13 protein-coding genes are annotated in these 14,668 nt (G+C 50.6%); 12 read left to right on the top strand and 1 reads right to left on the bottom strand.

The annotated features are described in order from the left end of the window. Positions 1-73: 73 nt before the first annotated feature. The 4 genes from NSS79_RS06140 (at position 74) to NSS79_RS06155 (ending at position 4,933) form a co-directional block, all read left to right on the top strand. A complete protein-coding gene (locus NSS79_RS06140; protein ID WP_342438690.1) occupies positions 74-1,387 on the top strand; it encodes an ABC transporter substrate-binding protein in 1,314 nt (437 codons plus the stop codon). Then, positions 1,384-3,081, top strand: a complete 1,698-nt coding sequence (locus tag NSS79_RS06145) for a methyl-accepting chemotaxis protein (RefSeq protein ID WP_342438691.1) — start codon at positions 1,384-1,386, stop codon at positions 3,079-3,081. The genes NSS79_RS06140 and NSS79_RS06145 overlap by 4 nt, the downstream gene beginning before the upstream one ends. 171 nt (positions 3,082-3,252) lie before the next feature. Then, entirely contained in the window at positions 3,253-4,095 is an 843-nt protein-coding gene (locus NSS79_RS06150; RefSeq protein WP_342438692.1) for a methyl-accepting chemotaxis protein, read from the top strand. Between the two features lie 184 nt (positions 4,096-4,279). After that, positions 4,280-4,933 (top strand): SprT family zinc-dependent metalloprotease, encoded by a 654-nt coding sequence (locus NSS79_RS06155; protein WP_342438693.1) that lies wholly within the window; start codon positions 4,280-4,282, stop codon positions 4,931-4,933. A 50-nt stretch (positions 4,934-4,983) separates the two neighbouring features. On the opposite strand, the gene NSS79_RS06160 is transcribed toward NSS79_RS06155, so the two are convergent. Next, complete coding sequence (locus NSS79_RS06160; RefSeq protein WP_342438694.1) at positions 4,984-5,748, bottom strand: GNAT family N-acetyltransferase; 765 nt, start codon at positions 5,746-5,748, stop codon at positions 4,984-4,986. Between the two features lie 192 nt (positions 5,749-5,940). Here NSS79_RS06160 and NSS79_RS06165 point away from each other — a divergent pair, with 192 nt between their 5' ends. The 8 genes from NSS79_RS06165 to NSS79_RS06200 all read left to right on the top strand — a co-directional run bounded on the left by NSS79_RS06165 (position 5,941) and on the right by NSS79_RS06200 (position 14,655). Beyond that, positions 5,941-7,026, top strand: a complete 1,086-nt coding sequence (locus NSS79_RS06165) for a DUF4367 domain-containing protein (protein ID WP_342438695.1) — start codon at positions 5,941-5,943, stop codon at positions 7,024-7,026. 228 nt (positions 7,027-7,254) lie between these two features. Further along, on the top strand, positions 7,255-8,436 hold the full coding sequence (gene alr / locus NSS79_RS06170) for an alanine racemase (RefSeq protein ID WP_342438696.1): 1,182 nt from the start codon (positions 7,255-7,257) through the stop codon (positions 8,434-8,436). A gap of 212 nt (positions 8,437-8,648) precedes the next feature. After that, positions 8,649-8,930, top strand: coding sequence for a ribbon-helix-helix protein, CopG family (locus NSS79_RS06175; RefSeq protein WP_038598756.1), 282 nt, complete (start codon positions 8,649-8,651; stop codon positions 8,928-8,930). 3 nt (positions 8,931-8,933) lie between these two features. Beyond that, on the top strand, positions 8,934-9,284 hold the full coding sequence (locus tag NSS79_RS06180) for a type II toxin-antitoxin system PemK/MazF family toxin (RefSeq protein ID WP_038586937.1): 351 nt from the start codon (positions 8,934-8,936) through the stop codon (positions 9,282-9,284). 109 nt (positions 9,285-9,393) lie between these two features. Continuing rightward, positions 9,394-10,059, top strand: coding sequence for a TetR/AcrR family transcriptional regulator (locus tag NSS79_RS06185; protein WP_342438697.1), 666 nt, complete (start codon positions 9,394-9,396; stop codon positions 10,057-10,059). Positions 10,060-10,337: 278 nt separating this feature from the next. Then, entirely contained in the window at positions 10,338-11,546 is a 1,209-nt protein-coding gene (locus NSS79_RS06190) for a tetracycline resistance MFS efflux pump (protein WP_038586944.1), read from the top strand. A gap of 185 nt (positions 11,547-11,731) precedes the next feature. After that, positions 11,732-13,930, top strand: coding sequence for a Tex family protein (locus NSS79_RS06195; RefSeq protein WP_342440308.1), 2,199 nt, complete (start codon positions 11,732-11,734; stop codon positions 13,928-13,930). Positions 13,931-14,115: 185 nt separating this feature from the next. Beyond that, entirely contained in the window at positions 14,116-14,655 is a 540-nt protein-coding gene (locus NSS79_RS06200) for a hypothetical protein (protein WP_342438698.1), read from the top strand. The last annotated feature ends 13 nt before the right edge of the window (positions 14,656-14,668 follow it).

The raw sequence follows: 14,668 nt of genomic DNA on the forward strand, positions 1-14,668 counted from the left end.
CAGTTGTTGAGTGTGCAAAATACTACATTTTTTTGTTTATTCGACATCACTAGATAGATAGGGCGGTGGCTTTATGAGGGGAAACAAAGTATGGGGGTTATTGAAGGTGTGGGGGGCTCTCCTGGTCCTGACAGGAATTGTAGGTTGCAGCAACTCCGGTGACGGAAACAAGGAAGAGGCAGCAGCTCAGGAGGTCACACTGAAGTTTGTGTGGTGGGGGAAAGAGCAACGCAAAGAGGATACGCAGAAGGTAGTTGATCTTTATATGAAGGAGCACCCGGGCGTCAAGATTGAGACGGAGGATTTCTCGGGTACAGATGCGCTGTCTTCTCGTCTGGCTATGGATACGGCGGATCAGAAGGCTGCTGATATTATTCAGGGGGATTATGGATTTATATTCAATTATATTAATCGGGATCTCATTGAACCGCTTGGACCTTATATTAAGAATAAGAGTCTTTCCATTTCGGATGTTCCCCCGGAGTACCTGGCTCCAGGCATGAAAAATGATGAATTATATGCGGTCAATATCGGCATTAATTCAGAAGCTCTGATCTATGATCCGGCATTCCTTCAGGAGGCGGGCATTAAGGTGCCTTCCCAGGACTATACAATAGATGACCTGTACAAGACACTTGTAGAACTAAAAGAAACTATAGATGATCCCGATTTCTATCCGATGGGGAATATGTTTGCTGTGAGTTATTTTCTGAGAACCCGAGGCGTATCCATGTACAATGCGGAGGGAACGGCTCTTGGATATGATGATGACAAAGATCTGGCGGATTATTTCACCCTCTATAAAAAATGGACAGAGGAAGGGTTGATAGGCTCATTTAAGGGAGTCAGCAATGATGAGAATCATCCGGTAATAACCGGGAAGACGGCCTTCTTCTCCGTTTCCAGCAATGCATCGACAATCTTGAGCAGCAAGGCAGGAAGAACCATCAAGCTGCTGCCGCTGCCGAAGGCCGGGGACAAAGAAGGGCGCTTTATCAAACCCTCCATGTTCCTCGCGGTGTCATCCTATTCTAAATATCCGGAAGAAGCGGCCAAATTCATTGATTTCTTCATTAATAATGCGGCAGCCAATGACATTCTGAAGGGAGAACGGGGAGTTCCTGTTTCCGCTGTGATTGCTGCACAGCTCTCCGGCAAGCTGGGAGAAGGGGGAAAAGAACAGTACGAGCTGCTTGACTATCTCAAGACTCATTCATCCCCAATCGATCCTCCTGCTCCAAGCAGCGCCTTGATTGCTGACAATGCCTATAAAATCATCCTGGAACGTGTGCTGGACGGCAGCATAACCCCGGAACAAGCAGCTAAGAATTATCGGACAGAAGCCACCTCAATTCTGGACACAACAGATAAGGGGGCAGCGAAATGAGCAGACTCCGAAACATGACGATTAAAAATAAATTATACGGCGGGTTCGGTCTGATTCTGATCCTCCTGCTGGTTGTAGCCTTCACCAGCTACTTTTACCTTTCCAAGGTCAATGATACCTACACACAACTGCTGACGAACAAATCCCAATCGGTTCAGCTGATCAAGGATTTGCGAATTGCAGTGGAGCAGGAAAGGGCAAGCATCAGCGGTTTCCTGATTGATGGAGATGAGTCCAAAGTAGCTGATTTTGAGGGAGCGAAGAATCAGTTTCGCACTGCTCTTGGTCAGTTGAAATCACTCACTACCGATCGTGATGACAAACAAATCCTCGCCGGACTCGATCTCCTGCAGGAGCATTACAGCGGTACTGCGATGCAAGTTATCGACAGTAAAAAGCGGAATAACAGCGATTATCTGGAGATCCTGCAAACGCAGGGACCTGTTCTAAGTAAATTCAGCAGTACGGCAGAACGTTTTGTGAAGCTTCAGGAGGAGGAACTGGAGCTGGAAGCTAATACAACCTTCAGTGATGTCTCGGCTACTAAGAAGCTGGTCATTGCATTGACAGGCGCAGCCTTGCTTCTGGGAGCTCTGGCCGCGGCTCTGATCAGCAGGGCGATCTCGAACCCGATCCAGAAGCTCCAGAAAATGGCGGTTCAAATTGCCGGAGGGGATCTTCGGAATACTCTGGTGGAGATCAAGAATAAGGACGAGATTGGGCAATTGGCTGAGGCCTTCAATAATATGGGCAACCACTTGCGTGATCTGATCCGGGAAGTGGGCACGAATGCGGAGCATGTTGCCGCCTCATCGGAAGAGCTGACAGCCAGCGCGGAACAAACGGGACAAGCTACGGAGCATGTTGCGTCCATTACGGAGAAATTAGCGGAAGGGGCGCAGACGCAGGTGAACAGTATCGAAGCCAGCGTTGCGCTTGTTCAGAAGATGGACGGAGAGGCCGCGCAAATTGCGGAGCGTTCCATTCATGTCAAGGAATCGGTGGATGTAGCAACCGACCTGGCCACCAAAGGGATTCAGGCGGTTGAATCAGCAATTCACCAAATATCGGCTGTATCAAAAAATGTAAGTGAGGTTTCAGGAGTGGTCAGCGCCTTGGCCGAAAGCTCCAGAGAAATCGGCGAAATCATTGCAATTATTACGGATATAGCGAATCAGACGAACCTGCTGTCGCTAAATGCGGCGATTGAAGCAGCGAGAGCAGGAGAGCATGGCCGGGGTTTTGCTGTAGTAGCCAGTGAGGTGCGCAAGCTTGCGGAGAAGACTGCAGAATCCGGGAAACGCGTCTCTGAGGTAATTCATTCGATTCAATCGGAGACTAGCCGGACCCTCACAATGGTCAGTCAAGGGGAGAAGGAAGTGGAGGCCGGCATTTATGCCGTCCAAACCGCCGGGCAATCCTTTGCCGAAATCGAAGCCTCCATACAAGAAATTAATGAACAGATTGGAGGCGTCTCCGATGCTTCCCAAGAAATGTCGCATGAAACTCATGAGCTGGTAGCTGCCTTTGAGCAGATCAACAGGATCACTTTGGCCTCCTCCGAGGGGACCTATGACGTATCCGCCTCGGCGCAAGAGCAGTTGGCCAGTGTGGAGGAAATTGCAGTGGCCTCAAGAATGCTGTCCGAGCTTGCTCAGGAGCTTCAGGAAAGTATTTCAAAGTTTTCAGTCTAATCAATGTATGGTTAAGAGGGTAACGTTTCTTCCTGGTTTCATAGTTTTATCTAGTTATGGCAGGATAAATACGCAATAGACCAACCCAAAAGCAAGGACTAAATGCCTTGTCGGGTGCGTTTTCCTCCGTGCTATAATGATCTAAAATCCTTTATTAGGAGCTGTTGTGTCGTGAAGGGTCAAAATGAAACGGAGATTGAACAATTACTGGATGCTTTGAGAATATCGTTGCCGCTTGTGCAGCGCTTGTTTCCGCTGGATGTCATGTTCGCATTAGCCGATTCGGACAAGTCCATCTATTATCTGCCGGGGAATGAGCTGGACATCCGCATTCAAGAGGGAATGCCGGTTCCGCAGAATGGCGGGATCCGAAGATCCCTGGACACCGGCGAGATGGTTAGTGCAAATATTCCGAAGGAAATCTACGGATTGCCCTTCAAATCTTCGTCTATGCCGATTCAGGGGCAAGACGGGAAGGTTATCGGTGTTTTTACCATTGGGATCAGCCTGCACAATCAAGAAACGTTAAGCGATGCGGCCAATACTCTGGCAACAACCTCTGAAGAGATAAGCTCCACCTCCGGGGAGATCGCCGGAACTGCTTCTGATTTGGCGAATACCGTAGGCGATCTTAAGCTGCTCGGCCAGAAGGTTGTCGAAGAGCTACATAGTACGGATGAGATTTTGGATTTCATCAAAAAGGTGGCGGACAACTCCAATCTGCTGGGCCTGAACGCCGCAATCGAAGCTGCACATGCCGCCGAGCATGGCCGGGGATTTGGGATAGTAGCGCAGGAGATTCGAAAGATGTCGGTCTCCAGCGCCTCCTCAGCCAAAGAAATCGCCAGCATCCTGCAGGCGATCAAAAAGAACATTACCCTGATGGATGCAACCCTGCTGGATTGTCTGTCACAAAGCGAGCGCCAGGCTGCGGCAACGGAGCAAATCACCGCGTCCATGCAGCAGCTAGCCGCTTCTGCAGTGGAGATCGAAAAGATTGCCCGCCTGATCTAACCCGGTCATTGGCGTTTCATACCAGTGATCTGAGGAGAACTGAATAATATAATTGTGTGAAGAGTCCACCGTGGACTCTTTTTATTTGTGGTGTGTGAAGAGAGGCGCACTATGAAACTCTGTATGCTATGCTGGCAAACATGTTACAGTGGAGGAAAGAATATTTATAGAAGCGATGGTGGCTATGCAGATTCAGTTACAGGATGAAATGATTCAAATCCATGTCCAGTACGCGAAGCGGAAGAAGATTTCCCTTCATATAGATGCCATTGGGTTGATTACAGTAAAAGCCCCCAAGGGGACAAGCGACGAAATGATTTTGGGCGCGGTGGAGCGGCACGGCGAATGGATTCTGGACAAGCTGCGCAAGGGCCGGGAGGCGCGGCAGGCACCCAAAGCGAAGGAATATCAGGAGGAAGGGAAGTTTCTTTACCTTGGGAAGGAATACCCGTTGCATGAATTGATTAACGTCGGTGAATGGGATGCGGAGAAGCTGAAGCTGGAACTCAAGAAGTTCTATTTTGCCAGCCTGAAGAAGATTGTCGCGGAACGGATCACCGTTTATCAGAATCAGCTCCGCGTAAAACCGAAGACGATCGAAATCGTCGAATCCAGAACCAAGTGGGGGAGCTGCAGCGCGGACAAAAAATTGACGTTTAATTACCGCCTGGCGATGGCCCCCGCCCAGGTTATTGATTATGTGATTATCCATGAGCTATGCCATCTGCTGCATATGAATCATGACCGGTCATTTTGGCGCCGCCTCGGGAGTATCATGCCGGATTACAAAGAGAAGGAAGAGTTTCTGGCCCGGTTTGGGCAATTCATGACTCTCTAAACATAGCAGATCCCGGGGTTGCGGCTGAGTTGTCCTAACTTCCGGGTTCTCTAGGCGATAGACGTAGCTGGATGTTTCATGTGGGCCGGAAATGAAGAGTTGCCGCAGGTTCTCACAAATAAGCCGCCCGGGTAAGGAGGGCTTTCCGCTTCAATCCCTATGTAATCCGGAGTGAAATGAAAAACTATTTTTTCAGTTTCACTGCTGGCCAGCTTAGCCAAAACAGCTTGAATATCAATGGCTTTCGTAAACACAATGTCGAAAATATTCAGCTCCTTGCCTTCCTGCTTGCAAATAGCTATTACGTCCTCGTTCTCCAGGTAATAGAGGTCGTCGCTGAAGACGTTCAGGCAGTAGAACATCAGCAGCCCGAGCGTGCCTTCTGTACCAAAACGCCGGGATACCGGCAATCGCTGCGCTGCAAATGTGCGGATAAAGTTTAGATCATCCGGCTGAGTCCCGTCTAATTTCCGGATCCCCGCGGAGTCGGTGCTGCCTGAAGTATAGTCGATAGAGAAGAGCTGCTCCTGCGCCGGAATAAAGCCAAACCTCGGATAGAAATCGAGCACCGTATCATTGGCAAAAAGGTACATAAAATCAACCTGATTCGCATACTCCTCCAGCACACTGACTGAAACATTCGCAATCACCTGCTCATCCTCGATATAAGAAAAAGGAATATACCGTTCATTCCAGAACTCTTCCTGATACCACTGTTCGAAGCTTATTCCAAAGCTGCTGGCGGCAAGCCCGGACAGGCTCTTTCGGAGCACCTCATTTTCTCTGTAATCTTTCCTGAGAATAAATCCCTGCATAACTTGTACCCCTTTCAATAAGCGTTGCTTAAAACAATTCTGCACGTCTGCAGCCAGTTCCTTTGTTGAAATGTCCATACGGCTAATTCGAACCTCTTGTCATGCTTGTCATGCCCGTCTGCATATTGCGGTGTTGTCCCTCATAGACATGTACTAATCAATGCATTCAAAACAGGTTAAGGGGATGATGTCATGCGCCGGATAACATGGGTACTCGCGATCATAATGAGCGTGGCCCTGGTGCTCGCGGGGTGCGGGAAGAAGGATGCCGCTTCCGTAGTCAAGGATTTGAACAATGTGTCTGACAAGCTGGAGAGCAAGCAGGGGGCCTACCAGGGTGCCGGCACGATGACCCTGTACACCGGCGAACAACCGCAGGAGTACAAGGTGGAGGTGTGGTACAAAAATCCTTCCTACTACCGGATTAGCCTCTCCAATGTCCAGAAGGATGTAACGCAGATTGTTCTGCGCAATGATGAAGGGGTGTTCGTGCTGACACCGAGTCTGGGCAAGAGCTTCCGCTTCCAGAGCGATTGGCCGGATAGCCAAGGCCAGGTGTATTTGTACCAGACACTGCTCAACAGCATTGTCTCTGACAACAACCGCCAGTTTACGGTGGATGGGGACAACTATGTGTTTGAAGTCGCGGCAAATTACCAGAGCAGCGCACTGGTACGCCAAAAAATATGGCTGACCAAAAAGACCTATGAACCGAAACAGGTACAGGTCTCCGACTCCGAGGCCAAGGTTGTGGTCGATGTGAAGTTCGACAGCTTCAAGTTTGATCCGGAGCTCAATAAGGATTCTTTTGATATGCAAAGAAATATGGCGAACGGAACTCCTTCCGAAAGCACGGTAGCCGAGGTTGATGAGAACGGAAATCCGGTGGCTGCACCGGAGGACAAGGAACAGGCAGATCAGCCGGTTGCTGCGGAGCTTGGCGATTTCGGCATCATTGAACCGGCTTATATTCCTGCCGGTGTAGAATTTAAGGACAGCCACAAAATCGAGGACAGCAAGGATCATTCAGCAATCCTCCGTTATGACGGGATTTACCAGTATACGATTATGGAAGCCCGTCCGCTGGACCACACGGTATCACTGGTTCCGGGAAAGGTAATCGATCTTGGCTTTACCGCAGGGCTTCTGAGCGGCGATGAACAGCTGACTTTGACCTGGATGAACGACGGTGTGGAATTCCGCATTACCAGCGCGAACCTTCCGAAGTCCGAAATGATGCAAATTGCCGCTTCTATGGCGGAACAATCGGGTAAGTAATATTCAGTAGGCGGATACTGCGCATTGTGGGAGCCCATTCCTCTACAAGCCGTATCCGCTTTTTACTTATTTTTGCTGTTAACCGCCCCTTTGGAGGATCAATCAACAAGATAGCTGTACTTACATTGACAGCCGCCTTCCATTAGCATTACCATTGGCAGTAAGACTTGTGGTTCCATACGACAAACACAGAGATGTTTTACTACAATGTAAGAAGGTGACCCTGAAGTGCAAGTAAGCTATCGACCTACAGTAGCCGAGATTAATCTGGATGATCTGCGTGCCAATTACGAAGCCTTTCGTGCGGCCTTGCTGCCGGAGACTAAGTTTATGGGATGCGTCAAAGGAAATGCGTACGGCCATGGAGCAGTGGAAGTGACGCGGGAGCTTGAACGACTCGGAGCGGATTATGTTAGTGTAGCCTTTTTGGATGAGGCATTGGAGCTGCGTCAGGCGGGAATACTAATTCCTATTCTGGTGCTCGGCTACACCTCGCCGGAAGGAATAGCCGTTGCCTGGGAGTACAATATAACCGTAACACTGTTCACACCGGATGTACTGGAGGCAATAAGAAGGCTTCCTATAGATCCGGAGCACCGGCTGAAGGTGCATATCAAGATTGACAGCGGGATGGGAAGGCTGGGATTGCTGCCGGCTGACGCGCCCGATTTCATCGCTGAAGTGCATTCTGTAGCGCAGGCGGAGCTGGAGGGTATGTTTACCCATTTTGCCAAGGCAGACGAAGAAAACAAAAGCTATACACTGATGCAGTACCGGCGGTTCATGAGCGTGGCGGAAACGCTTCGGGACAGAGAGATTGAAATCCCGATCATACATACGGGCAATAGCGCTACGGCCATTGATACACCTCTTCTATCCAGTAACATGGTGCGTGTAGGCATAAGCTTGTACGGATTTTATCCATCGACTGAGGTTAGCCGTACAAAGGTGGCCTTACACCCGGTAATGACCCTGAAGACGCAGGCAGTTTATGTCAAGACCCTGCCGCCCGATTGGGGCATCAGCTACGGCACCCGTTACTTCACAGACAGCGAAGAGATCATTGCTACGCTGCCAGTGGGGTACGCAGACGGATATTCCCGCATGCTGACAGGCAAAGCGGAGGTGCTAATACGTGGACGTCGCGTTCCTGTCGTCGGAACGATCTGCATGGACCAGTGTATGGTATCGCTCAAATCTTTCGCTGAAGAAGCGGAACAAATCAAAGCTGGCGAAGAGGTTGTACTCATCGGAAGCCAGGCTGGCGTGTCCATCACGGCAGACGAACTGGCGCTCCATTTGGGAACGATTCACTACGAGGTAATCTGTATGCTGGCCCACCGGGTGCCCCGCGTATATGTGCGTGAAGGTGCTACTCCGAACCTGGTGAATCCCCTGCTGCAGGCTTGATGTTCTTACTGTGTAACTTTTACAGGAATCGATAAAGGAAGCTGAACCGTAAAGACCTATGTGACTTATGGTCTATACGAACCGCCATTTCTAGTTTATAATGGGATGCAGCATACTTGATATACTGGTTGCATATATTCCTTGTATAAAATTCCTTGTATATTGTAACACTGAAACACAAGGGCAGAAGGTTTGTGGGGGTGGAAGAGAAGGTGGCCAATTTGCAGAACACCAAAAGAATTATGATCAGCTTGCCCGATCATCTCTTACAGGAAGTGGATGGGATCGCTCAATTGGAGAACTCTAACCGGAGTGAATTGATTAGGCAGGCCATGAAGCTGTATTTAAGCGAACGGAGGAAACGCATCATTCGTGAGTCCATGCAGCGGGGCTATATGGAAATGGCCAAGATCAATTTGACGATGGCATGCGAGGCCTTTCTCGCTGAGGAAGATGCAGACAGTACTCTTGGCCGCTTAGTAAGCGGGGTGTAGATATTGATCGTTAAACGCGGCGACGTTTTTTTTGCCGACCTTTCGCCTGTTGTAGGTTCAGAACAAGGCGGAGTACGGCCGGTACTGATTATTCAGAACGATATTGGCAACCGTTTCAGCCCGACGGTGATTGTGGCAGCCATCACTGCCCAGATCCAGAAGGCCAAACTGCCGACGCACGTGGAAATTGATGCGGCAGCCCACGGCTTCGACCGGGATTCCGTTATTCTCCTCGAGCAGGTTCGGACAATTGACAAACAACGCTTGACCGATAAGATCACCCACCTTGACGATGATACAATGAAGAAAGTGGATGATTCGCTGCAAATCAGTCTGGGCCTGATCGATTTCTAAATCAGGCAGGGCTACATAGTATAGAATGTGTAATGGAGGCACGTCCGGTGTATAATCCGGCGTGCCTTTTTAATTGTATGGAAACTGTATACGAACCTGTGGCTTAAATGTGTTCACTTTAAACAATAGCTATGCTACAATTGGACCGGACGGTCGGGTTAAGGAGGTGGTCGGAATTAAAGGACGTTCTGACGGAGAAGAAACGAAAAAGCGGATAGTGCTAAAGGCAACGCAGTTATTTGTTCAGAAAGGTTTTGCAGCGGTGACCATGAACGAAGTCTGTACGGCGGCCAAGGTGAGCAAAGGGAGTTTATATCACCATTTTCCGAGTAAAGATGAACTGTTTCTATATGTAGTAGAAGACGATACCGAGCAGTGGCTCAGCGATTGGGAGCAGAAACGGAGCGGAATCAGCGGCATCGAGGAACGTTTCTATGCACTAGGCGAGCATTATGCGAATGATTTTCAGAATCCGCTGATCCGCGCGCTTGAGGAATACGCCAGATCCCGGCCTCATTCAGAAGAGGTTCAACAGCGTCTCTCCCGGCTCTACGAATCGGCATCACAAGCCTGCCGTAATCTGTTGCAGGAGGGTATGGACACGGGGTACCTGGTCAAGGGCAACCTGGACAATTACGTAATTATTGTAAGCGGCTTGTTGGAGGGAATCAGCAGAGTCAGCGAGATTACAGTTCTGGCCAAAGCGCCGGAGGATATCATGGAGTATTACCGGGATGCCATACGGCTGCTGCTGCAGGGGATACGTACCGGATAGGCATTGAGAATAAGCGTGCCAGTGAAGACAGAGCACTGCTATACGCTGGGGCCGGTTTTATTTTATTGCAGGATTGAGCCCAAAAAATTAGTTTGAGGAAGTCGTTTTTTATTTACTCTCAATTAGACCGGATGGTCGGTCTTATGTGTCTTATTTAAGGTTTTTCATTTGTAGAATAAAAGGTATGGCAACTGACGGATAAGCGGATATTTAACTATAAGATAAATAGAACTACCCCTACTTGAGGATTTGGTTGCGGGAATACGGAGGTTATTGCAATGTCATTACTGCTAAGAAACCGGGGCGCTATGCTGCTCCTTATGCTGAATATTTTTCTGGCGTTTACAGGCATCGGACTGGTTGTTCCGATAATGCCTACTTATATGAATGAGCTGCAGATCGGAGGCAGTGTTGTCGGGTTGCTGGTGGCCGCCTTCTCTGTAACCCAGTTGATTGTGTCACCGTTTGCCGGCAGACTGTCGGACCGGATGGGCCGGAAAAAAATCATCGTCGCCGGCCTGATTGTTTTTTCACTCTCGGAGCTGCTGTTTGGGTTGGCAAATGCGCCCTGGCTGCTGTTTGTATCCCGAATGCTAGGAGGTGTCGGAGCAGCACTGATTATGCCCGCGGTTATGGCTTACGTGGCGGATACGACCTCTACAGAGGAACGGGCTAAAGGAATGGGGCTGATCAATGCCGCCATCACCACCGGTTTTATTATTGGACCGGGAATTGGCGGGTATCTGGCAGAGTTTGGTATCCGTGTGCCGTTCTTCGCAGCAGCAGTAGCAGCGGCTTTGGTGGCTGTGATAAGTACATTTGTATTGCCGGAATCGCGCACCGCAGCCCAGCGTGAAGCTGTGAAGACAGCACAGAACGATAAAGAGAGCCTTGTATCTCAACTGGTGCGGTCCTACCGTGAACCCTATTTCTTCGGGTTGGTTATTGTATTTGTACTCTCCTTCGGATTGGCGAATTATGAAACGGTATTCGGGTTGTTTGTGGATCATAAATTTGGATTCACCCCTAAGGATATTGCCTTTGTCCTAACCTTTGGCTCCATCTCGGGGGCTGTGATTCAAGTTACGGCGTTCAGCTGGATATTGAATCGTTTTGGTGAAAATAAGGTCATTTCATTCTCTTTGCTTGTCGCGGGCCTGTTCATCTTCCTCACATTGTTTGTACACGGCTACTGGGCCATCGTTGCAGTGACGTTCATTGTGTTTCTTTCGATGGATATCCTGCGCCCTGCTGTCGGAACACAACTCTCCAAATTGGCGGTGGAATCGCAGCAGGGCTTCGTGATGGGCATGAATTCTGCCTATACCAGTCTTGGCAATATTGCCGGTCCGATTGTGGCCGGAGTCCTGTTTGACCTGGATATCAACTTCCCGTATGCCGTGGCTGCACTAGTGCTTGTTCTGTGCTTTGGGCTATCGCTAGCATCCGCTAAGCGGATGAACCGGCGGGGCCTGCAAATGAAATGATCTGTGGTTCCTGTATAGGAATGATAATATACTTCGCAGCAAGCCAGCTTTTTCCGGGTCAATGAATCCCTAAACTTTGGTAGATAGCCAATTTGTGATACTATTTCAGGTAGGGATTATAAGAACGCAGAACGTGTGCGGAAAGAGGGATTTAATTGGCTGCAGAAAATACGAATGCCGGTACTGTGCCGGATGAAGCTGCTGCACGGCAGGAGCAGGAACTGATTACCGCGGCGATTGCCAAGGAGCTGGGCATTAGCCTGAAACAGGTGCGTACGACGGTAGGCCTTCTGGATGAGGGGAATACGATTCCGTTTATTGCGAGATACCGTAAGGAAATGACCGGTGAGCTGGACGAAAACGCTCTGCGTGATATTGAGGAAAGGCTGGCCTATCTGCGCAATCTGGGTGACCGCAAGAAGGATGTCATCCGCAGCATCGAGGAGCAGGGCAAGCTGACAAAGGAGCTGCATGAGCAGATCCTGAAGGCAGTCAAGCTGCAGGAAGTGGAGGATCTGTATCGTCCCTTCCGGCAGAAGCGCAAGACGCGGGCAAGTGTGGCCAAGGAGAAGGGGCTGGAGCCGCTGGCGAACTGGGTCATGGAACAGCGCCGGCAGGGGCTTCCGCTGGAAGAGGCCGCTAAATATATTGATGCGGACAAAGACGTGGAGAGTGCTGAGCTGGCGCTGCAGGGTGCGATGGATATCATCGCTGAGAACATTGCCGATGATCCGGTCATCCGTTCCTGGATACGCCAGTACACCGCTAGTCAAGGAGTGCTGGTCTCCGAAGCCAAGGATGCTGAGCAGGAGAGCGTATACGAGAACTATTACAGTTACCGTGAACCGGTACATAAAATGCCGCCGCACCGGATTCTCGCCATCAACCGCGGAGAACGGGAGAACGTGCTAAAGGTAGGCATTGAGGTGACTACTGATAAGATTCATGCCTTTATCTCGCGGAAGCTGATCAAGGGGCCGTCCCCGGTTAAGGAATTGCTGGAGACCGTGACGGAGGATTCTTACAAGCGGCTGATCGCTCCGTCTGTTGAGCGCGAGGTGCGCGGAGAGATGACGGAGAAAGGAGAGAATCAGGCGATCTCGATCTTCTCCGGGAATCTGCGCAGCCTGCTGCTGCAGCCGCCGGTCAAAGGCCGGAACGTGCTTGGCGTTGACCCGGCCTACCGTACCGGGTGCAAGCTGGCCGTTGTGGACGATACCGGCAAGCTGCTGGAGGTAGCGGTCACTTATCCGACGCCGCCGAACAACAAGAAGAAGGAGGCGGCGGCGAAGTTCAAGGAGCTGATTGCCAAATACGGCATTCAGCTGATCGTAATCGGCAACGGCACCGGCTCGCGGGAGACGGAGCAGTTCACCGCCGAGGTCATCGCAGAGATCGGCAATCCTGAGCTGGCGTACCTGATCGTTAATGAAGCGGGAGCCAGTGTTTATTCCGCCTCCAAGCTTGCGCAGGAGGAGTTCCCGGATCTGGATGTGGCCGAGCGCAGCGCCGCATCCATTGCCCGCCGCGTGCAGGACCCGCTGGCGGAGCTGGTGAAGATCGATCCGAAGGCGATCGGAGTCGGGCAGTACCAGCATGACGTTTCCCAGAAACATCTGGAGGAGAGCCTGAAGGGCGTTGTGGAATCCGCGGTTAACCACGTCGGTGTCGATGTGAATACAGCATCCGCATCCCTGCTGTCCTATGTTGCGGGCGTGAATGCCACAATCGCCAAAAATATTGTGAAGTTCCGCGAGGAGAACGGCAAGTTCGTGACCCGCAAGGCGCTGCAGAAGGTGCCGCGCCTCGGTGCCAAATCCTACGAGCAGTGCATCGGCTTCCTGCGGATTCCCGGCGGGGATAATACGCTGGACCGCACGCCGATCCATCCGGAGTCCTATCCGGTGGTGGACCGACTGTTCCGTGAGCTGGGGCTGGAGGTAGCCCGGCTCGGCAGCAAGGAGGTCGCAGAGGAGCTGCAGGCGCAGAACGCCGAAGAGCTGGCTGCGAAGCTGGATGTCGGCGTGCCTACACTGCGCGACATCCTTGAAAGTCTGCAGCGCCCGGGCCGCGATCCGCGCGAGGAGCTGCCGCTGCCGATCTTCCGCACCGATGTGCTGAAGATCGAGGATCTGGTTCCCGGCATGGAGATGCAGGGAACCGTCCGCAACGTAATTGATTTTGGCGCCTTCGTCGATATCGGAATCAAAAACGACGGGCTAGTGCATATCTCCCAGCTTAGCGGCAGCTTCGTGAAGCACCCGATGGACGTCGTCTCAGTAGGAGACAATGTCACCGTGTGGGTCATGGGCGTTGACCTCAAGAAAGGCCGGGTCAGCCTGACCATGCGTCCGCCGCGCAGCGAAGCAGGCAGCGCCAAGTAAATCCAACAGCAAGCCCTCTGCAGATTGCGGGACTGACCCCGTAACGCCGGCAGGGGGCTTTTTTTGATCAGCAATGGCTGACTGTTGGCTTGCACCCCGAAATAGCCGATTGCAAAGTAAGTATTGTGCTGCCGTATAACATTATTTATATTAAGAGTATTATACTAAGGGGGAATAGTGGGAGAATGAAAAAGGCGATGATATTGTTGTTGCTATTGGTGGTTGTATTCCCATCACAGGCGTTTGCCGCTACATATTCTAATGCGTACGTAGACAAGTATTATTTTGAATCCTACAAAGACAGGGTGAAAGAGGTTAAGGATGCGCAGAAGAACTTAAGTAAAGTCTTGGGCACCGAGGTTACAGCCTTAGCGCAGAAATCCAAGGTATCTGCAGCTAACTATAGCAATGCGGTCAAAAACAAGCTGAGCAAGGAGGCTGTCGCCAAGGCTAGAAATGAAATGACACAGGATAAAAAAACGCTCGCGGCAGCAAAAGCCAAGTTGTCAAAAACCGTAAAGAGCGCCAAAAAGGAAAGCGATGCATCCCTTAAAGAGATCGCAAATCATAAAGCCTCTCTGGTCAAGATGATCAAGACTCATTTGGAAGGCAAAGACCAACAAAGCGATGCAGCTTTTAATAAGACGCTATCCTCGGAGCTTTCCCAAATAGACTCCAGTTTTAATGCAGCTCTGGAATATTTGCAGAACATTGAGCTTGATTAATCCGCGAAGCGGG

It is taken from the genome of Paenibacillus sp. FSL L8-0436 (assembly GCF_038593025.1).
Classification (GTDB): Bacteria; Bacillota; Bacilli; order Paenibacillales; family Paenibacillaceae; genus Paenibacillus_AQ.

Excerpts from the sequence above, each read along its gene's own strand:
- NSS79_RS06140 (WP_342438690.1), top strand. The coding sequence starts at position 74 with ATGAGGGGAAACAAAGTATGGGGGTTATTGAAGGTGTGGGGGGCTCTC.
- NSS79_RS06145 (WP_342438691.1), top strand. The coding sequence starts at position 1,384 with ATGAGCAGACTCCGAAACATGACGATTAAAAATAAATTATACGGCGGG.
- NSS79_RS06155 (WP_342438693.1), top strand. The coding sequence starts at position 4,280 with ATGCAGATTCAGTTACAGGATGAAATGATTCAAATCCATGTCCAGTAC.
- NSS79_RS06160 (WP_342438694.1), bottom strand. The coding sequence starts at position 5,748 with ATGCAGGGATTTATTCTCAGGAAAGATTACAGAGAAAATGAGGTGCTC.
- NSS79_RS06165 (WP_342438695.1), top strand. The coding sequence starts at position 5,941 with ATGCGCCGGATAACATGGGTACTCGCGATCATAATGAGCGTGGCCCTG.
- NSS79_RS06190 (WP_038586944.1), top strand. The coding sequence starts at position 10,338 with ATGTCATTACTGCTAAGAAACCGGGGCGCTATGCTGCTCCTTATGCTG.
- NSS79_RS06200 (WP_342438698.1), top strand. The coding sequence starts at position 14,116 with ATGAAAAAGGCGATGATATTGTTGTTGCTATTGGTGGTTGTATTCCCA.